Annotated in this window: 15 protein-coding genes; 9 read left to right on the top strand and 6 right to left on the bottom strand. The window is 35.0% G+C overall.

Annotation, left to right across the window (positions count from 1 at the left end):
* The first annotated feature begins 163 nt into the window (after window positions 1-163).
* Window positions 164-514 carry a hypothetical protein gene (locus tag A6I66_RS01135; RefSeq protein WP_067144888.1) on the top strand — a complete coding sequence of 117 codons (351 nt, stop codon included), beginning with the start codon at window positions 164-166 and terminating at the stop codon, window positions 512-514.
* Window positions 515-558: 44 nt separating this feature from the next.
* On the opposite strand, the gene A6I66_RS01130 is transcribed toward A6I66_RS01135, so the two are convergent.
* Both A6I66_RS01130 and A6I66_RS01125 read right to left on the bottom strand, forming a co-directional pair.
* Window positions 559-1,317, bottom strand: coding sequence for a LytR/AlgR family response regulator transcription factor (locus A6I66_RS01130; protein WP_067144887.1), 759 nt, complete (start codon window positions 1,315-1,317; stop codon window positions 559-561).
* 3 nt (window positions 1,318-1,320) lie between these two features.
* Window positions 1,321-3,348, bottom strand: coding sequence for a histidine kinase (locus A6I66_RS01125; RefSeq protein ID WP_067144886.1), 2,028 nt, complete (start codon window positions 3,346-3,348; stop codon window positions 1,321-1,323).
* Between the two features lie 280 nt (window positions 3,349-3,628).
* On the opposite strand from A6I66_RS01125, the gene A6I66_RS01120 reads away from it, so the two are divergent.
* Entirely contained in the window at window positions 3,629-4,027 is a 399-nt protein-coding gene (locus A6I66_RS01120) for a hypothetical protein (protein ID WP_157614018.1), read from the top strand.
* 205 nt (window positions 4,028-4,232) lie between these two features.
* Window positions 4,233-8,048, top strand: coding sequence for a DUF7619 domain-containing protein (locus A6I66_RS01115; protein WP_067144884.1), 3,816 nt, complete (start codon window positions 4,233-4,235; stop codon window positions 8,046-8,048).
* 222 nt (window positions 8,049-8,270) lie between these two features.
* Here A6I66_RS01115 and A6I66_RS01110 read toward each other — a convergent pair whose 3' ends face one another.
* On the bottom strand, window positions 8,271-11,693 hold the full coding sequence (locus A6I66_RS01110) for a hypothetical protein (protein WP_067144883.1): 3,423 nt from the start codon (window positions 11,691-11,693) through the stop codon (window positions 8,271-8,273).
* A gap of 178 nt (window positions 11,694-11,871) precedes the next feature.
* Here A6I66_RS01110 and A6I66_RS01105 point away from each other — a divergent pair, with 178 nt between their 5' ends.
* The 3 genes from A6I66_RS01105 (at window position 11,872) to A6I66_RS01095 (ending at window position 14,892) form a co-directional block, all read left to right on the top strand.
* A complete protein-coding gene (locus tag A6I66_RS01105) occupies window positions 11,872-12,633 on the top strand; it encodes an exodeoxyribonuclease III (RefSeq protein ID WP_067144882.1) in 762 nt (253 codons plus the stop codon).
* Between the two features lie 30 nt (window positions 12,634-12,663).
* The gene (locus tag A6I66_RS01100) at window positions 12,664-13,626 is read left to right on the top strand and encodes an OmpA/MotB family protein (RefSeq protein ID WP_067144881.1); all 963 of its coding nucleotides are present in this window, start codon (window positions 12,664-12,666) and stop codon (window positions 13,624-13,626) included.
* A gap of 225 nt (window positions 13,627-13,851) precedes the next feature.
* Window positions 13,852-14,892, top strand: a complete 1,041-nt coding sequence (locus A6I66_RS01095; protein ID WP_067144880.1) for an aldo/keto reductase — start codon at window positions 13,852-13,854, stop codon at window positions 14,890-14,892.
* A 111-nt stretch (window positions 14,893-15,003) separates the two neighbouring features.
* On the opposite strand, the gene A6I66_RS01090 is transcribed toward A6I66_RS01095, so the two are convergent.
* Window positions 15,004-15,381, bottom strand: a complete 378-nt coding sequence (locus A6I66_RS01090) for a hypothetical protein (protein WP_067144879.1) — start codon at window positions 15,379-15,381, stop codon at window positions 15,004-15,006.
* 342 nt (window positions 15,382-15,723) lie between these two features.
* On the opposite strand from A6I66_RS01090, the gene A6I66_RS01085 reads away from it, so the two are divergent.
* A complete protein-coding gene (locus tag A6I66_RS01085; protein WP_067144878.1) occupies window positions 15,724-17,019 on the top strand; it encodes a DUF445 domain-containing protein in 1,296 nt (431 codons plus the stop codon).
* A gap of 268 nt (window positions 17,020-17,287) precedes the next feature.
* Here the strand turns inward: A6I66_RS01085 and A6I66_RS01080 are convergent, their stop codons facing one another.
* Together A6I66_RS01080 and A6I66_RS01075 are read right to left on the bottom strand one after the other, a co-directional pair.
* Window positions 17,288-18,835: an Rne/Rng family ribonuclease gene (locus tag A6I66_RS01080; protein WP_067144877.1), complete on the bottom strand. Its 1,548-nt coding sequence runs from the start codon at window positions 18,833-18,835 to the stop codon at window positions 17,288-17,290.
* A 495-nt stretch (window positions 18,836-19,330) separates the two neighbouring features.
* Entirely contained in the window at window positions 19,331-19,621 is a 291-nt protein-coding gene (locus A6I66_RS01075) for an HU family DNA-binding protein (protein ID WP_013869848.1), read from the bottom strand.
* A 139-nt stretch (window positions 19,622-19,760) separates the two neighbouring features.
* Here A6I66_RS01075 and mutY point away from each other — a divergent pair, with 139 nt between their 5' ends.
* Complete coding sequence (gene mutY, locus A6I66_RS01070) at window positions 19,761-20,801, top strand: A/G-specific adenine glycosylase (RefSeq protein WP_067144876.1); 1,041 nt, start codon at window positions 19,761-19,763, stop codon at window positions 20,799-20,801.
* A gap of 148 nt (window positions 20,802-20,949) precedes the next feature.
* On the top strand, window positions 20,950-21,402 hold the full coding sequence (locus A6I66_RS01065) for a single-stranded DNA-binding protein (RefSeq protein WP_067144875.1): 453 nt from the start codon (window positions 20,950-20,952) through the stop codon (window positions 21,400-21,402).
* The last annotated feature ends 23 nt before the right edge of the window (window positions 21,403-21,425 follow it).

Below are 21,425 nucleotides of genomic sequence, written 5' to 3'. Positions count from 1 at the left end.
CCATGTAACAATAGTTCTATATATTGTTACATATGTGATATCCTTTTCTTTAACTACTTTATACTTTTATATCTGTTGAGATTGACATCAACTTAATCACAACTAATGCTTTCCTGGGGTGTTAGTCCTTTATGTCGGAATATTAATGTAAAAAATGAAGCAGATGAAAAATTTTAAACATATAGAAAACCATATCAATTCCTTTAAGCTTAAAACAGCATCACTTACTTATTTTACTATTTTTTCTAATAGTAAAAAGTCGAATATTGCTAAAAATCTTCCGGTTTCCGAACCTTTAAATGATTTCATTTGGTCTGATCGCTTGGAAAAGGCCTTGTCCTATTTTAATGCTGCAGGGAGTGAATTCAGAAATAATCCAACTGTAGAGAATTGTTCTAAATATAAAAAAGCGACAGAGGTATATTATGATGCTTTGCTGGATAAATACGACTGTATCCCAAGAGCTATTACCGATGATTTAGAAGTAGAACAACCTGCTCTTAGAACAGGTTAAACTTTGGTTGAAGTTGTTTTATTTAGGCTGTAATTTGTAACTAGTTATTTAAATCTTAACATGGATTTTAATATGTCGTTAATCTGGGTGCGTTTTTGCCTTGAAACAGGAATTTCGGTGCCATCATTCATAACTAAACTACCTCCATCTTGTTTTAAAATTCCTTTTACGCATTGCGGATTAATTAAATGGGATTGATGTACTCTTAAAAAACCATGTTCACTTAATATATCATCAATTTCTTTTAAAGTTCTGCTAATTAATATTTTGTTTTCATCCTTAAAATAGAAGTTGGTGTAATTGTTGTCAGATTGGCATCTCAGGATGTCTTTAATTTCTACAATATGATACCCTACGCCCGTAGGTAAAGCGATTTTAGAGTGCTCTAAAGTACTTTCTCCTAAATTTTTTTGTAGTATTTGCCATTGCTCATGACTTGTTTTTTTTCGTCGTTTTTCCCAGCTAGATAGGGCTTTAACCATGTTTTGTTCTGTAATGGGTTTTAAAAGATAGTTTATGGCGCTGTATTGAAAGGCTCGAATAGCATACCTGTCGTAAGCCGTAGTGAAAATGATATCGAAATCGATTGGTAAGAGTTTGTCTAATAGGGCAAAGCCATTTAAATTGGGCATTTCGATATCTAAAAACAATAAGTCTGGCGGATTGTTCAATATATAGTCAAGTCCTAAAATGGGGTTGGTAAATGCCCCTGTTATGGTGTAATCAGCATGCGTTTTTTCAATAAGGTTAGTCAACACATTTACACAGTGCATTTCGTCGTCAATAATAATGATGTTTGCCATGACTTAAAAGTTGTAAGTAATTATAATTCTCGTGCCTTGTGCAACTCCGTTTTTTTCAAGGTCTTCAATTTTTAAATGCATTTTAGAATCGTTTATATGATTATAAAGCGACATACGTTCTTGCGTAATATTGGTACCCATAGATTTATGCATTTTTTTTATTTCACCGCTGGCTTTTCTGCCCACGCCGTTGTCTTCAATAGTTATTCTTAAGGTTTCGTGAGTATCGAAATTAATCAACAGTCTTTTTTCTGCCTTAGTGCTCGGGCTTAGTCCATGCCAAATGGCATTTTCAACAAAGGGTTGTAGTAGTAGGGGCGGTATAGTGTATTGAGATAAAGCTTCTTTTGATGCCAATTGAATGTGATATTCAAAGCTGTCGCCAATACGACTTTTTTCTAAAGATAAGTAAAGCTCTAAAATTTCTAGCTCTTCTTCAACAGTAATGACATCCCTAGTACTGTTTTGCAAAATACTTCTTAACAAAATAGAGAAATTGTCGAGATAAGTAACAGCATCGTCATTTCGTGAAGTCATAACGAGGTATTTTAAAGCATTTAAACTGTTGAAAATAAAGTGCGGATTCATTTGCGAACGCAAAGCCAACATCTCCATTTCTCGAATACGTTCCGTAAACGCTTTTTTTAACTGTTCCTCCTTTTGTTTTTCAATTTTAGAATATAGTTGCACCAATTCTTCGGTTTTCTGATTGATTGTTTTGTCAAGTTCACGGTGCATCCCTTCTTGTAAAACGCGATGGGCTTGTAATTGGCTAATTAGTTTTTCATTGGCCTCATCTTTTTCTCGCTGCATGAGAAAAATATTTTCGCCAATAGCAATCGAGAAGCAAAATACTTCAATGAGCAAGCCTGCTTGAAAGATGATATTTAACGAATATGGGAAATTAAAATAATTCCCGGGCATAAAATGAATTTCAGTAAAGGCGACATAAAAAGACAGTACAGCACCTATAAAGAAGAAGGTCTGTCCTATTATAAAATACTTTAAAAGTGGATGCTTAACTTTAATAATAATCCAAAAAATAAAGACCACAGTAAGGGGTAAAATGATAAACCGAACTAGTGAAAAAATAATTTCGCTGACATAAGCATCTCTAAAGTAATAGTTAAAGAAAAAGTTAGAAACCGAATATACAAAGCAAAATATGGCCAAATACCGCATGGCTTTGCCCAATAACTTGTTGTGTTTTTTAACATCTAATAATTGCCTTATAAATAAAATGTAGAATCCTATAAAGGTAAATTGTACGGGTTCAAAAATAAAATAGGACAGTATTGGAGCATTTAAAAATATATTGCCAAGGCCTGCCGAAGTTCTTTGTAAGGTTAATAAACCATAAAGGATTTGGAATAGTAAATATCCTAAGTAGTAGAGATAGAGTCGTGATTGCAGTCGGATCCAAAACACTAATACAAACACAAAAATACAAGAGAGGGATATTAAATAGAAATATATAAAACCTATAGGTTTAGCGTGTTCTTTGGTGATGTTGTAAACCGTTTGCAAATACTGCGTTTTGGAAAACAGCCATGGGTAATTATTCTTTGTTTCAATGAATTTGTGACTCAGCTTGATATAACAAGTAGCTGACTCGAAAGGCTGCAAAGCAATTTTTGTAAAGTAAAATTCATTTTTGTTAGTGCGTGATGATAAGGAGATAAATACCCCATTAACAGCATGTTTGACACTGTTGTTTGTTTGTTTATAGATGTCAATTTGAGGGTTTAAAAGGTATACGTATGTTTCGGTTGGTTTATCCGATTTGTTTTCAAGGTTAAAACGAATCCAGACCGCCATTTTCTTAGTTGCAATAAAGCTTGAATCGTAAGGTTTCCAAGTGGTCACTTGGGTTATTTCTTCAAAGGGAATCGACTTGTTTCTGTGAATAGCTTCTACATTGCTATGGTTCTGTAAAGACAACTTTGTGCTTATGGAATCTACAACTATCTGAGCTGATAGACTATAAATTCCTAAAATGTAAAAAAACAGAGAAGCTACTTTTTTCATCATCTAGCTAATTTAAGCATCCATTTAATAGAGTGGTCATTTTTTTAGTATTCGGTTCGTATTATTTAGTATTCAGTGTTTTAAGTTGAATTTCCGAATTCTAACTTAAAGGTACCAAATTCTAATTATAGGTTTTTATTTACATATGTCCTGTATAAATTTGAATCAGTTTGGTAAGCACAAAATCATGAATTCTAAAACAGTAAGTAATCTCCCAAGATGTATTTAATGGTTTAAATTTTTAAAAAAAATATAATCTGAATACTAACTTAAAATGAAAAACATGAAAAATTTAAACAAGACCACCGTTAAAGTTAAAAGCAGTTCGCTGTTTTTTAGAACTTTAAAGTTATTAATGATAACCTGTGTTTCAGGATGCTTTCTTCTAAGCTCATGTGGTAAAGACGATGTGGTTGACGCCCTAGGAATAGGAGGTTGTGACGGTTCTAATTGGGAAGATCAATATGGAAATGCTATAGAGGATCTCAGCCAGGCATCAGCTAATTTAAGTAATAATCCATCAGTTCAAAGCTGTAATGAATACAAAGCTGCTGTATTAAGGTATTATGACGCCTTGGAAGATATTTATGATTGTATCCCAATTTTTGATTACGGTTATGACGAAGCTGTGCAGCAAGCTAAAAAAGAATTAGATGCTATCGATTGTAGTGATTATAATTAATGGCATTGAAACTCCCATCGTACATCACAATTTTGAGTTGTGAGGTTCTATAGACCAATCTATAATTTTCTCAGTCGAGCTTTTATATAAGAATTCAAAACATACCCATAAACATACCTACTTTGAATGGTTTCATAGCTATTATAACTAGAATAATTCGACATTTTATTCTAATGGCTAATAAAACAACTAAAAAGAAACCATCATGAAAAACTTTACTTGTCTTTTATCTTTATTTCTTCTTTTAAACCAGTCGCTTAATGCACAGGTGGAAAAGGTAGAAACCTACCCTATGGGAACCAAAGTAACCTATTACCAAAATCAATGTGGCAATACCATTCCTGAAGCCCAAGGGAAGTTATCTTTTTGTGATCGTAATAATAACCTTGGGGTTGTAGAGGAAAGTTACGGTTTAAATAGTATTAACATTGTTAAAGTCGTGCCTAATTATTACAACGATGATGAAGTGTATATTACCAATGCCGGTATATCCATAAAGAAGATGGATGGCAGCTGGGAAAATATCCCTAATTTAGCCATGCCTAGAACTTCATTAACTGGAAATGAGGCTAAACCTACGGATGCGCTTGTAAACGCCGATGGCTTAATATTTCTTAATAATACCGCTGGTAATACGGGTATATATTATTATGATTTAAAAACTAAAACCTTCGGATTTAAAACCTATCCAACTTCAGGAGTATCGAATTATCAAAACACCATACTTTTTGCCTATGATGGTGCTACTAATACGACTTATATCATAACTCATGGGCTTTACTACCAATTGTATAAATTTCAAAATAATACCTTAACCTATATAGGCGAACCTGGATTTTCTCGTAATTATCAGTTAGCTAAATTTATGTTTGTTGATGATGCCCTTTTTCTTTCTACAAGATATAGCGCTGCGTCTACACAAGAGTTTGTTAAATTAAATACTGACACAGCCGCTATAGAAACCACTTATCTTACTGGTGATGATGTTAAATATAAATATGTATCCGATTTCAGTTATGACGGACAAGGGAATTTCTGGTGTGCCAATAACACAAACGGTGGAGGTGCCATTTATAAGGTGAACATGGCTACAGGTGCTACAACCCAATATGAGTTTACCCATGGAAATGTACAAAGTGTACGGTTTAATAATTTAGAAATAGATTCGGAAGGTACGGTTTTGGCAGTTGCTATTAACCTTTCCGGGATTGTCGAACTAAAACTTAATGGATCTAACCCTGTTTGGACGGTGAGATCGATGAATGATATTCGCGATTTAGGTTTCCTCATGTCCTATTCCCCAAGCGCTGTAAACAAGAGTAAAGACAAAATATACTTCTGCAATAGCAGTGCTAATTATGGCACGAATCAAGAAACAAGATATGAAGCGCTTACTTATAAACAAGGAGAGTGGGGTGGTGTTACCGATCACGAACCAGGTAACATATCCTATAATTTAGTAAAGCGATATAATACAGCTTTTCCTGATAAATCTGGAGGAACATGGTGGTATAACCATACTGATGACGGTATTTTAAGTCACTTTAAAGCCGATGGAACCATAGAGAAACAATACAAATTAGGTGGTCATGGCCCCTTTGTATTAGACAGCGATGGTTATCCCATTATAGCAGGTAGTCCCGTTATGAAAAAATTATATATGCCTTACTTAACCACATTGCCCGATTTAGGAACATCGACGTTCACCGCGGTAAAAAATTACAAAGATCAGGTTTGGGTGTTTAGTAATAAAAGCAAGAAATTATTTGTTTACAAGAACAGTCAATTTATACAGACCATAACTTTAGATGAAGATGATTATTCCAATTATTTTGATTTTACTGTCGATATTCATGGGGATGTTTACTTTCCAAAATTCCAAAATGCCACTTTTACTCTAAAAAAGTTTAATGTAGCTTCTGGAACCACTACCACCTATACAGCAACTAAAAACTTAGGCGCCGTAAAAAAGATACTACCCTTGCCAAATGGCGATGTGGCTACTGTTTGTGCCAGTGGTGTTTACTTGTTTCATGGTACAAGTTTTAATGAAATAGATAATAGCATGAATGCTGATATTAGAAGAATTGTTGATGCGGTTTGCGATACAGATGGTGTGTTGCATTTACTAACCAACGATCTGGCTAAAATTATAAGCATTGAGCATCCCGAATCGAGCACCCCTAATTTTTCTAGTATCATTATTGAAGGCACAACAGGAATTATACCTTATAATGGTTTCTATCGTCCGGATGCCCTAGCTTTAGATGCCAATGGTGTATTTTGGTCTTGTGCATCATCTAGATGGGTTAAAATTTTCTCATCACAAACGGCAACTCAGTTTTTAAATGACGGTGAGGCTTTTGGTATATCGGGTCATGTATATGTAGACGCGAATGGTAATGGGCAGATGGATGCTGATGAGGTTCATCCAAATCAGAAAGTAACTTTGAAAACCCATTCTGGCGATATTTACGAAACCTATACCAATGCCGATGGTAGCTATTATTTTCCTTATCATGATAATGCGGGAGACTACGAAATTATACTTCCGGTAATACAAACCTTTGTTACACCAGGATCACGTCAACATAGTTTTAATGTTTCTGATACAAGCACGAATACCGTATTGCCTAGTTTTAAATTATTACCAAAAGATTCAGAGTCGGTTGTTATCAAATCGGCGGCTAAGGAAGGTGCTTGGGCGTTTTCTCGTGATGGGTTTAACAACACCTTTACAACAGCGGTAGGCAATGCATCGGCTTCAAAAACATTTAATAGTGTAACCATCGATTATGTTTTATATAACGAAAACCAAAATATAAGTATGGTTTTACCTGATATAAAAAGTGTGAAGGTTACCAGTTTAAATTCAAATTCCAACCTTCATATCATCGATAAACTAACCATTGAGCCTAGAAGCCATAGATGGGAAACCAATTTAGAAAATGGTGAATATACATCATCTGTACAGTCAATTACACCTATAATTACCAAACAAACCGATACGGTTAAGCTTCAGTTTATATTGCCAAAACTCAATCCGCAAGAAACCTATGTGATCGAGGTGGAAACCGAATTGTTTAGTTCATCTCATGTTTCAGAATCTATAGGCTATGGTGTTAAAAGTATTACTAGTGCCGATTTTACAGAAATGAACTCAGTAAAGTTGATTCCTAGAAATCCGGCTTCTAAAACGGGGTTTCATGATTTTGGAGCGCCTTATGCGCCACCAACAAGTTCCTTTAGTTCGACTTCAGCCACAAATCATTCCGAAGTTATTTCCAACGGACCGTTTAGTGCAGCTGTTATGGCGGCTCTCGATCCTAATGATAAATTAGTTTCTCCTGGATTACCTAATGCTTTAAATGAAATTCCGTTAAATGAAAAATGGCTAACCTATACCATTCGGTTTCAAAATGAAGGTAATTTTTCGGCAAAAGATATTTATGTGATTGACAAATTAGATGACAAATTTGAAAAGCATTCCTTAACGGTTTTAGAAAGTTCACACCCTATGACTGTTGAAAATATAGGTTCGGATACGGGTCAAATCGTGAAATTTAATTTTAATAATATTTACTTGGATTTCAGTGCGAACGATGAACCCGCCAGCCATGGTTACTTGAAGTATATGATAAAAGCAAAGGATGATGTGGTTATAGATGATATCATGGAAAATAGTGCTGACATTTATTTTGACCAAAATGCGCCAACTTCAACAAATACCACACGAAACAAGTACATTGAAGCCACTTTAAATGTGGATGATATCGCTAATAATGAATCACTAATTAGCTACTGGCCAAACCCAGTAAGCGATGTTATTCATGTGAAAACAGGTTCAACATTTGAATTTAAAGCTAGTGTTTATAATCTATTAGGTCAAGAAATATTTTCAAAACAGAATGTATCTCAGTCAGATTCTATTAATGTATCTGGATTAATTTCAGGAATTTATTTGCTGAAGGTTGAGGTGAAAAATGGCACACCAAAAACTATAAAATTTATAAAAAATTAACCTGTGCATATTGGACGCTCTCTCATTAATTTCCGTTATGTAAATTGCTAAAATGAGGAAGTTTTTTGAAACGTTATTCTGTTTGTTAGGGCATATTACTTTTCAAAAGCTTCCTCGTTTTTATTTCAAAGTTAACTTCTGTAACCTCAGTGATTCTCTGTGAAGCCTCTGCGAATCTCCGTGTAACAATAATTCACTTTAGAATCCAAATACAACAACCTCTTAAAAATAAGCCTTCAATTGTACAGATCCAGAATGAATGGTTCGGCTAGTTTCGGTTTTTCTTCCGAAGTAACTCAAATTCAAATCCAAAAATTTAGTCAGTTTTCGTTGAGCCAATAAGCTCCAAGTAAAGTTTTTTCCAGGCTGTAAGCCTTCTAAAATCTGATAGGCCACTGGGGTGTTTGAATCGCCATTAAAGGCATTTGAAATAAAGTTGAACTCCCCATTTATGGCACTCTTCTCACTGTTTCCAAAGGAAAACGAACTCCCGTACTTTTGTTGTTTTAGCGTTTCTTGGTCACCAATCGTATTGGTTTTTGTAGTGCTTTGATAATAAATATCGAAACTAGAGTTGGTGTTGAATAAGTAAGATAACTTCGGATTTAAAACCGTTTCGTCTAAGTTGTAATTTTTGCTTGTGAAATTTTCACTTTTGCTTTCATTCGTGTTCAATGCCGATAACAAGTTAACTAACCAGTTTTCGGCAATTTTATGATTGAAATTTAATTGATGGCTGCTTAAACTATTTTCAATAAAGCCCACCGAAAGTAAATTTCGGGTACTGTTTTCCAAATAGGTGTATGAGGTGGTATAATGTTGTTTGCCACGGTTAAAAAAGAAAACATTTCTAAAATTAAGCTGTAAGCCTAGTAAGTCATCTTCACTATTTTCAAAGGGGTTGAGGTTAAATCGGCTGCCTTCGCGTCGTAATTTACTATCGGTTAAATAGCTGGTTTGGTTATAAAAATGCGATAAAAACTTTTTGGTTTTATGGTTGGAAACCGACCATTGCGCAGGGTTTAAGGTAAGGGATAGACTCCATCGGTTTTGATGTGTTTTTACATAGACACGATTAGGTAATAACACGCGAATATAGGTGCCTTGGTCTTGAAATTGAGCCAATTCAAACTCTTCGAGCTCTTGGATGCCATTGCCGTTGTAGTCAATCCATGTGTACGAACCTTGGCCAGGCTCAACTTCCACGTAAGTGAAATCCTGAAGCGGCAAGCTACCCGAATTGGTTTCAAAAATGGTACTAAAGAAAATAATATTGTTGAATAATTTCTGACTAAACTGGAGCCTCGAGTTTAAAGAGTGCTCGTCATCAATAGTATCATCTTCATCTTTTAAACTACGGTAATTGGCATACAAACTCAAATTGGTATTTTGCTTTTGAATGAGTTTCGAATCCAAATAAATCGTGTTGGAAGTGTTTACCTTTTGAAGGGTGTTATTTCTAATACTGTCGTTTGTTCGGTTTATATAACCTACTTCAACAAAAACTTTGGTGCTATCACCAACGCCAACAAAGGCTTCGTAGGATTTGAACCGCTGACTTAAAGCCGTGAGTTCTTGGGTGCTGTTGTTTTTTTGTACGTTGTCTTCAAAAGCTATTTTGGTACCCACCCAACTTTTGTTCATATTATAGGTAATGCGGTTGTATGATCTTGAAAAGGTTGAATTGTTTACTAGAGCATTAGCATTTAAAAAACTAGAGTAGGAGCTTATATTGAATTTGTTTAGCTGTAAATTAATATTTGCAATGTGTCTGTTTCCGTTAAATCCGTCGGCGAAATTAAGGTGTTCATAGGTATAATCAATAAGTCCTTTTTTCTTGTGAAAGAGTTTGATACCTGTATTTAATAGGTTTTGATTTCCTAGATTATAGCCTATCCCGTTTAATGGTGTGGGATCTAAGTTCCAATCGCGATTAAATTCTGGGTTATATAACCCTTCAATATTCCGATAATTGGCACTTACATAATCATGATCTAAAAATAGGTTGACATTCCATTGATTTTCTTTTTTTACGAGGACTTGATTGATGGTGATTTTTCCGGCCAGACCATCATTTTGATCATCATCGATATCCGAAAATAAATTTTGATCGTTTTTACTTCCGGAACCTTCAAAACGTATGCTTGTTTTTTCGGTGGGGTTGTAAGCCCCATTTACAACTGCTATTTGTAATTTTTTAGGTGCTACTAGTTGTATAATTGGTGCGTATAAACCTAGTCCGTCGCCAACATATTCATAAATATTATTAATGGCATTAATGCTACTTAAGTTGTATGCACCTTGATTGGGACCTACCAAAGTAAAGGTCACGTTATATAATTCGTCATCCGGATCGTTTGAAAACACAAAAGCTTCTTCGCCGTTAATGAGTTCTTTTTTATAAAGAATGCGGTTTTGGTTGTATTCTGCGCGCGACTCCGATGGGGCAACCATTTTAGTTTGGTCATTTCCGGCCTGTGCTAGAATTTCCACTTGGTCTTCCGAGAGATTTTGCTGCAGGGGTTGGTTTTTAGCATCATTTTCAGAGTAGATGGAAACCCCTAAACTAAACTTTTTGCTCGCGTAGCGACCGCCGCCATATCCCACAAAACGGGTATAGTTGCGCTCACTAAATTGATAGTCGATGGTGATACGCATTTCGGAGGTTATAGGAAAGGTGGGGTTAAATATAATCTCACCAGCGTTATAATCGATAATGTAATCTTCATTTTCACCTCGTTTTAAAGCCACGCCATTGACATAAACGGTTTCACTACCCGATACGATTAATACAAACAATTCGCCATTGGGACCTTGTAATTTATAAGGCCCTTGATTGCCTTCTTGAGCGGTAAATTGGCTGCGTGTAAATTGTCCGCGAACTAATGCACCAGCAGCAAAAAGATGAGTTTCCTTCTCTTCAGAACCTAGGTTTATGTTAAAGTTTAATCCCTGCACACGCTTGGAGAATTTAGCAAAATAAGAGTCGGTATTCACAAGATCGATATCACCAGCGCGTATATTCCAACGGTCGCTAAACATTTCAATAAAAACCTGGTCAAATTCATCCAAACGTTGCGAATAACCACTTTCTTGTAACGGAATATTAGCATCCTGAATGGAAGCACGCAAAGATACTTTTTCGTTTAATTTTCCTGTGATTTGAAGGTCTAGCTCACTATTTAATACCGAATTTTGATTGTTACCAACCGTAACACCTCGCGAAATGCTTCCCGAAGTCGATAAGCCATCAAACGGAATAAATTGATTCGAGCTATTAGATTGTTTCAGTTTGTATAAGTTTTGATGGGAACTGTTGTTATTCACAATAATGCTTTCATCTAAATTTTTATAGGTCCTGGTAAGGAAGTCAGGAAACTTTAAATAATCGATAATAATACTATCGGTGTCTACAGGTTTTTTAAAGGTTAAAAGTGCCTTAGCAAAATCTACTTTGTAATAGCTTGAATCAATTATGGTACTGTTCTTGGTTTTAATAGAAAACACGCTAGAATTTATACTAACTTGTTCAATAAAAATAGAGTCTTTTACAGCTACTTTTTTAGATCTATAGTTATTGGGTAGATTTTGTGCAAACCCACAAAAACCTATAAAAACCAATAGTATAGAAGTAAAAAATTTCATCGGATACTTAAACTGAAAAAAACCAGAATTATTTTGAAAGTGTAACTTGTTAAAACTGCCGTAAAATAATAGCGTAAAAGTAACGTATTATTTATTTTAGCAGCAATCTGTACAATTTTGTCGAAAAACGAAAGGTTTCCTACAATTTTAGGAGCTTTTAATAGCAAAAAATAAACGAATGAAAATTATATCATACAATGTCAATGGGGTTAGAGCCGCTTTAAATAAAGGTTTTATAGAATGGTTAATAAGTGCCAATCCAGATGTTATTTGTTTACAAGAAATTAAAGCCTTAAAAGAACAGTTGGACTTAACACTATTTGAAGACGCAGGATATAATTATCACTATTGGTTTAGCGCTCAAAAAAAAGGGTATAGTGGCGTGGCTATTTTGTGTAAAACGGAGCCCAATCATGTAGAGTACGGTACAGGCATCGAATCTATGGATTTCGAAGGCCGTAATTTAAGAGTAGATTTCGATGGCGTTTCCATCATGAGTTTGTATTTGCCATCGGGAACTAATGATGCCAGATTAGGGCACAAGTTAGAGTACATGAGTATGTTCCAAGCTTATATCGATCAGTTAAAATTAGAACATCCTAATCTTGTTATTTGTGGCGATTATAATATTTGCCATGAAGAAATAGATATTCATAACCCTAAAATGAAAGGTGTGTCTGGATTTTTACCTGTAGAGCGTGAGTGGATAGGCGATTTTATAGCTAGTGGTTTTATTGATTCTTTTCGATTTGTGAATCCAGAATTACAACAATATAGCTGGTGGAGCTACCGCGCCAATGCCAGAGCTAATAACAAAGGTTGGCGATTAGATTATGCGATGGTGTCGGAAACCATACAAGAAAAAATTAAAAGAGCCGTTATACTAAGCGACGCGGTACACAGCGACCATTGTCCGATTTTACTAGAACTTGAAATTTAACTAAATTACTAATTATAGAACCCAATTAACATGATTAAAAAAAGTGTTTTTACCATTTTTACAATGGCTATTTTAGCCTCTTGTGTGTCTCCTAAAATATACAAGGATCTAGAAGCTAAATACGCCGAGTTAAAGAAAGAAAACCGCAAATTAAATGAAGATTACGAATCTTTATTAAAATCGAAAGCTCAGGCGGAAAACGATTTTAAACAAACCAAGAAAGCTTACGACGAAACCCTTGCCGAGCGTAATAAGCTGCAAGCTGAGTACGATGCTACCGCTGCAAATCTAGAGGCTTTAAAGGATTCGTATGCGGCACTTGAGAAAAATAGCTCTAGAGCCATCGCGTCAAACTCAGAGAAAAACCGTGAGTTGTTAGCGGAGTTGGAAGCTAAGGAACAAGCTTTATCTGCCGAAATTACACGTCTTGAGCGCCTTAAAAAAGAGCTAGAAGATCGTTCTAACCGTGTGGCCGAATTAGAAAGTGTTATTGCTGCTAAAGATGCTGCCATGAATAATTTAAAAGACGCTATTTCTAGTGCTTTAACCGATTTTGAAGGTAAAGGTTTAACTGTAGAACAAAAAGACGGAAAAGTCTATGTGTCTATGGAAAATAAATTACTTTTCAATTCAGGAAGTTGGGCTGTCGGTAGCGAAGGTCGTCGTGCTGTGCAACAATTGGGTAATGTTTTAGGACAGAACCCCGATATCGCTGTGTTAATCGAAGGTCATACCGATAATGTGCCTTATTCAGGTAATGGTCCCCTGACTACCAACTGGGATTTATCTACCAAAAGAGCGACTTCCATTGTGAATATCCTAAGAGAGAATAAAGCGATCAATCCAGAAAATTTAACGGCAGCAGGTCGCGGTGAATTTGCACCAATTGCCTCTAACGATTCGCCATCTGGTCGTGTTACAAACCGTCGTATTGAAGTGATTTTAACACCAAAATTAGACAAATTATCCAGATTGTTACAAGAACAGCATTAATTGTAGATCAGTGATTTGGGCGTTACCCAAGGGTCGCGCTTTACGTTGCAAGTCCGCGCTCGTACCTCGCTGTGGGCTTTCCACTGCAATCGCTAACGCAAGTTGATATACTATAAAAACCTTTCAGATACATTGATGGCTGAAAGGTTTTTTTAACTTTATTACTTAAATAAAAATGATACTTAAGGGCAAAAATCAGCCTTTATACACCAGGAAATAAACACTATGAAATACAGTATTCTACCTAAAACCAATATAAAAGTTAGTAAAATATGTTTGGGCACCATGACTTTCGGAAATCAAAATACCGAAGCCGAGGCCTTCAAGCAATTAGATTATGCCTTAAGTGAAGGGGTTAATTTTTTAGATACCGCCGAAATGTACCCTGTGCCAGCAAACCCAGAAACTTCGGGAGCTACAAGCACGATAATAGGGAATTGGTTAAAAAAATCAGGTAAACGGGACCAGGTTATTCTAGCCAGTAAAATTATTGGGCGTTCTAGCGATTACTCTGCGCACATTAGAACCACGGCCTTAAGCGGAAACTCTATTCAAGAGGCCGTGGATAAGGAGCTAAAACGTTTACAAACCGATTATATAGATCTTTATCAAATCCATTGGCCAGAACGCGATACGAATACCTTTGGCACTAGAGATTACAAACATAATCCAGACGATTTTTGGGAAGATAACTTTCATGAAGTTCTAACGAAACTAGACGATCAAATACGAGCAGGTAAAATTGGTCATGTTGGAATGTCTAACGAAAAAGCTTGGGGTGCTATGCGCTTATTAGAAGAATCTAAAGCACATAGTTTGCCTAGAATGCGTACCATTCAAAATGCGTATAGTTTAATTAATCGTGCTTTTGAAGGCGATATGGCTGAAATTTCAATGCGGGAAGATCTGGGCTTATTAGCGTATTCCCCAATGGCTTTTGGTGTGTTATCTGGAAAATATATCAAAGGGACGGATACCGATAAATCGAGATTAAATCTTTTTCCTAGGTTTTCACGATACAGTAGTGCATCATGTATCGAGGCTACTAAAAGGTATTTAAAAATTGCCGAAGAAAATAATATGACTTTAGCGCAAATGAGTTTGGCTTTTGTAAATCAGCAACCCTTTGTAACGAGTAATATTATTGGAGCAACAACCATGGCACAGTTAAAGGAAAACATCGATAGTGTCCATGTCACATTATCTGATGACCTCATGGAACAAATCAATGCTGTGCATGCCGAAATTCCTAATCCTGCGGTTTAGGGAAATTATAATTTATATAAATGGGTTCTTAGAGACCATTTAGTTTTAAAAAAAAAGGCTGTCTTAAATTCAACTTTAAGACAGCCTCTTTTACTTTGAAAATTTTAAAATTTACCTAGTGCAATTTGCAGTCCAGGTTTCGCCATTTTCGTTGTAAAATATATTTAAAGTGCTTTCATCAATTTTAATATAACTGGTTTCGCTACCACCTATATTAATATTGGTTTCTTCACCTTCTTCAAACTCTATACCTCGAATACTTGGAATATCGTCGTTTGAAAAATCAAAATCATATTTATCGTCGATTTTTGTCACAAAAACACTTCCGTTTTCTGTGCTTACTGTAGTGCCTTCACTGTTATATCCTATTTCACCTCGGTAAGTACCAGCAAATAAATTGTTGTCGGCAGGGTTGTCATCCTTACTACAAGAAGTGAAAATTAATGTTACGATGACAATTAAGCTACATGTTTTAATTAGTTTTTTCATTTTAAATGTTTTAGTTAAACGTTTGGTGTAGCTACGAACCCAAAATCCCTAAAAGTTTATATGTTAACAAGGTTTTAAGGTTTTTAACATAAATTTTGTAGACTAACTGTTATTCTAGAGTTGTCATGTACTTAATATGCTTTTTGTATTTTAGATTAAAATTACATGAGTCCGAAAAGTAGATTTTGTTTTTATAGGTGGAATGAATTGTTTCTCGTCATTTCGACAAGGGGTGTAACGAACGAGGAGAAATCTTCGTGTTAAGGAGATTCTTCCTCATTTTTCATCTGTATGACAACTATTCCACCAAAGCTTTTAAGATAGACTCAGATTAAAAAATGTATGAAAAAAAATAGATTAGGAAACCGTTCGTTAGCCATTGCTGTCATTTGTATGGTAGGAGGCTTGGTTTTAAAATATTTTAATATCTACCAAGGATATACTCTTGAAATACTACTTGCAGGTTTCGAGGCTGCTGTTGTAGGAGGTGTTGCCGATTGGTTTGCAGTGCGTGCTTTGTTTCAGGAAATTCCTATTCCGGTTGTTAAAAAGCATACGAACATTATTGTAAAAAGTAGAGAAAAACTATCGGCCGGGATTGTCGATTTAGTGAATAATGAATGGTTGTCTAAAGACATGATTCGCGATAAAATTGCTGGGGTGTCTATGGCAAAACCCATTGTAGATTATTTACTGAAGCAGGAAAATCAAGAATCGATACGAAAAACATTAAAACCAGAGTTAGAAGCCTTAGTCTTGAAGTTGGATCATGAGGATGTTGTTCAGACTCTTGAAGGTGTTATTAGACCCGCTATTAAGGGAAATAATGTGGCAGAGCCCTTAGGGAATTTATTAAAGCAAACGGTAACTCATAAAGATCATTACGGTGTGTTACATGTGTTTTTAGAGGTGTTAAAAGAAAAAATAGCCTCGCCATCGACCTTAGAGTTTTTAGTTGCTGAGGTGCATACGCTTGTTAATAAGCAAAAGGAAGGCACCCTTATAAAAGGGTTTTTAGTGGAGGCCGGAAAAGTTCTGGGCGCCATAAAGCCACAACGCATTGCCGAAGGTATACAGGAACAATTAGTTAGGCTTATTGAAGAAATTCAAAGCAATCCAGGAGATCATAAAATCATTAAAGCCTTGGATGAGCAGCTTTATAACTATGCAGAGCGTTTGAGTTCTGGTGATGAAAAAGCTCAGTCTGATGTTAATGCCTTTGGAGAACAATTTTTGGAACGTTTAATCGATTCAGGAATCGTTCAGCAAGCATTAACCCGAGTTAAAAGCATGATAAAAACGCATTTGTTTGAAAATGACAACGAGTACACCATGCTTATTAAAGATAAGGTGAACGACATGCTCACATCTTTTCACGACGATACCTCAAAATTACAGCAGACCGATGCTTGGTTAAAAACGACCATTTTACAACTTATAGAAACACATCATCATAAAATAGGTGAGTTGGTAAACGAAAGTCTGCAAAAACTTTCTAATGTAGAATTGGTAAAGCAAATAGAAAGTAAGGTAGGGGAAGATCTTCAGTATATTCGTTTAAACGGTGCTATTGTTGGAGGTATTGTTGGTATGCTTATTATGATTTTTAAGTTGTTTGTTTTAGACTTACATGTCTAAATGAAATCGAAGCCCCGCAATAGCGATTGAAGCGGCATCCTTTTTTGTACTTGTCGAAAACTTTGTTTAAACTCTAACTTGGATTTAAAAATGTTACATAATGTTTTCCCGAAACTATGTTTTGCACAAAAAAGATATAGCTGAAAGCGCGGTGCTTGCAATTGCCCAAATAAAAATAAAACAAGTTATTTGAGAGCGATGTTTCGTGTTTCAGAAAGAATATAAAACTAAAAAACCCCAAACTAAATGAATAGTACGGGGTTTTTAGTTATTTAATTTGATTACCATCTTTATCGAAAAAGTGGTACTCTAAATATGTGTAAGCATCTCTTGGTAATATTTTCACCCATTTTTTATGTTCTAAAAACCATTTAGAACGTACAGATGGAATGCCTTTTGTTAAGAAGGCTGCTATGAAAGGATGTGTGTTTAGGGTCACCTTTTTATAGTCTTTTTTAAATAGTTTTTCAAGATCGAAGTTTATCTTTTGTACAATGCCTATTGGCGCTTCTACTTCGGCACCATTGGAAATGGCATCTGGATTTTCTTCTCGTGTTTTAATGTTCATTTCTGGACGTACACGCTGTCTTGTAATTTGTATCAATCCAAATTTACTTGGAGGTAATATTTTGTGTTTGGCTCTATCGTCTTTCATTTCATCGCGAAGATGATTGAAAAGTTTTTGCCTGTTTTCGGCATTGGTCATATCTATAAAATCGACTACGATAATACCACCCATATCACGTAAACGTAATTGGCGCGCCATTTCGGTAGCCGCAATAAGATTAACCTCTAGTGCTGTGTCCTCCTGGTTGTTGGCTTTGTTAGAACGGTTTCCGCTGTTTACATCTATAACATGTAGGGCTTCGGTGTGTTCTATCACCAAGTAGGCGCCTTTTGCCATAGAAACGGTTTTGCCAAAGGAAGTTTTAATTTGTCTTTCGATTCCAAATTTCTCGAAAATCGGAACATTAGACTGATACAATTTCACTATTGATTCTTTTTTTGGTGCAATTTCTTGCAAATAATCTTTAATTTGATAAAAAAGCGTTTCATCATCAACATGAATACTTGTAAAGGTGTCGTTGAATATGTCTCTTAAAATAGAAGAGGCTTTATTCATTTCACCTAATACTTTACTAGGATGATGCGCTTTGTGTAGCTTTTTACACATTGCCGTCCAACGACTAAGCAAATTTTGTAAATCTTTATCTAGTTCTGCTACTTTTTTGCCTTGTGCTACAGTACGAACAATAACCCCAAAACCTGGTGGTGTAATACTTTTTACCAGGCGTTTTAATCGGTCTTTTTCTTCGCGGTCTTCTATTTTTTGAGAAATAGAAATGCGGTTTGAAAAAGGGACTAAAACAATATATCTACCGGCAATAGAAAGCTCTGAGCTTATTCTTGGGCCTTTGGTAGAGATAGGTTCTTTTACGATTTGTACTAATAGAGACTGATTAGATTTTAAGGCGTCGACAATTTTGCCGTCTTTCTCAATATCTTTCTCAAATGGGAAATTTTTTAAAGAAAAATCTTTTAGTTTACCTGTGCTTACACGTTTTGTGAATTTTAAAAGAGAAGGTAATTTTGGACCTAAATCATGATAATGCAAAAAGGCATCTTTCTCATAACCTACATTAACAAATGCAGCATTTAGTCCAGGAACAGCTTTCCTTATTTTGGCTATAAACACATCGCCAACAGAAAAGTCGTTACTATCTTCATCCTTTTGTAATTCAATAAGTTTTCCATCTTTTAATAAGGCAAAATCAACATTGTCGGAACTAGATCGAATAATCAATTCTTTATCCATTGCGTTAATTTTTATCCATACAGTCTGGTTAGAAGTTAAAAGTTAAGAGTTAAAAGTTAATAGTTTGAGATTAGAAGTTTAAGGTTAAAAGCATTTGACACTTTTAAACCCATAACTAAAAACCAGCAACCATTAACTAGTAACTAGAAACCAATAACCATCAACCAAATGGTATAGATGGATTATACATTATTTTATCTGATGTTTGCACACCAGACCACAGGATTTTTTAAAATCCGTGGAGTTTTACAGACTTTTTTTAAAGCCTTAAAACTCATTTCAAAGAACTCTTTGTTTCTTAAATCAAAAAAAGTAGTTAATCTAACTACTTTTTTGATTTATTTTTTCTTCTTGTGACGGTTAGCGCGTCTACGTTTCTTACGTTTGTGTGTCGCTACCTTATGTCTTTTACGTTTTTTACCACTTGGCATAAATAGTGTCTTTTAAGATTAATAATTCGTTTTAATGCTGAAATCAAATTCAGCTAATGCATTCTTATTTTACGTCCACATTTGTTTTAACGCCCTCAACAAAAACTTTTGCAGGCTTAAATGCAGGGATATTATGAGCAGGTATTTTAATAGTTGTGTTTTTTGAAATGTTTCTACCCGTTTTTTCAGCTCTTGTTTTGATTATAAAGCTTCCAAAACCTCTTAAGTAAACATTATCACCAGCTTCTAAAGAAGTTTTTACTTCTTCCATGAATGTTTCAACCGTTGCTTGAACATCACCTTTTTCAATTCCTAATTTCTCAGAAATTTTTGCTACTAAATCAGCCTTCGTCATTTTTAATATTTTATTATGGGTTACTATAAATTCTAAAAGGGATGCAAATATAAGGATTTAATATTCAATATTTCAAACCTAATTCACTTAAATTTAATATTATAAACGTTTATTTTTACGCCCTTTATTTAAATAATTCATGAATTTTTCAAAAAATATAACTCACTGGTATTCAAATAATAAGCGTGATTTACCATGGCGTAGAACCAAAAATCCGTATCATATATGGTTGTCTGAAATTATTTTACAGCAAACACAAGTGAACCAGGGGTTACCATTTTATGAAACTTTTGTGAATCATTTTCCGTCAGTTTTTCATTTAGCCGAAGCAAAAGAAGCTGAAGTTTTAAAATTATGGCAAGGATTAGGGTATTATTCTCGAGCTCGAAATTTACATGCTTCGGCAAAATATGTAGCCAACGAATTGCAAGGAGCGTTTCCGAATAATTATAAGGACCTATTAAAATTAAAAGGTGTTGGTGATTATACGGCAAGTGCTATAGCTTCATTTTGTTTCAATGAGCCCACTGCCGTAGTCGATGGGAATGTTTACCGCGTGTTGTCGCGCTACTTTGGTATTGATACGCCTATAAATTCTTCAAAAGGAAATAAAGCGTTTAAAGCTTTAGCACAGGAATTAATTGATAGAAAAAATCCTTCCGAGTATAACCAAGCGATTATGGAGTTTGGGGCGATACAATGTAAGCCTAAAAATCCCGATTGCTTAACCTGTGTTTTTAAAGATACCTGTGTGGCTTTTAATGAAAACCGCATTGATGCTTTACCCGTTAAAATTAAATCCGCGAAAGCGAAAAAGAAATATTTTAACTTTTTAGTATTTGTTAGTGGCGATGATAAAACCATTTTAGAGCAACGTGAAGGCAAAGGTATTTGGCAAAACTTGTATCAGTTTCCCTTAATTGAAACGCCAAGTGATATTACTGAAACTGCTTTCCAAGAACATTTAAGTGCGCATACCTTATTAAAAGGACAAGATTATAAATGGAGTCTATATAATAAGGATGCGATTGTACATAAATTATCGCATCAACATTTGTATACTAGATTTTGGATTATCAATATAAAGCAGTTAAAAGGTCAATCGATACCTATTAATAGTATTAGAGATTATGCGGTTCCTATATTAATTGGTAATTTTATAGAGCAGTTTAATTTTTAAACTACGGGAATGACCACTTATGTATGGTTGTTGTTGTAGAATTTCTTATTTTCGAATCAAAACTCGAATACACCTATATTTTTTTATTAATTTTAAAATCATGTGCGGCATTTGGGTTATTTTTGCTTTTCTAATTTTATAATAAATTATGTCTGGAACGTTAAATAAAGTGATGCTAATTGGGCATTTGGGTGATGAAGTGAAAATGCACTACTTTGAAGGTGGTAATTGTATTGGGCGATTTCCTTTGGCGACAAATGAAACCTATACCAATAGACAAACCAACGAGCGTGTTACCAATACCGAGTGGCATAATATCGTGGTTAGAAATAAAGCTGCCGAAGTTTGCGAAAAGTATTTAAGCAAAGGTGATAAAGTATATATTGAAGGGCGTTTAAAAACTAGAAAGTGGATGGATGATAAAGGCTTAGAGCGATACTCTACCGAAATTCATTGTACCGATTTTACCTTTTTAACTACTAAAGGTGAAAGCGGATCTCAACCTAGTTCTAGTTCAGCAACCCCACAAAAAACAGAAGCGCCAACCGCTCCAGAGTCTAGCTCTAGGGATGAAGGTGCGGATGATGATCTTCCTTTTTAATATGAAAACCATGATTTTTCAAG

It is taken from the genome of Pseudotamlana agarivorans (assembly GCF_001642835.1).
GTDB classification, from domain to species: domain Bacteria; phylum Bacteroidota; class Bacteroidia; order Flavobacteriales; family Flavobacteriaceae; genus Pseudotamlana; species Pseudotamlana agarivorans.
This window is presented reverse-complemented; position numbering and strand designations above follow the sequence as displayed.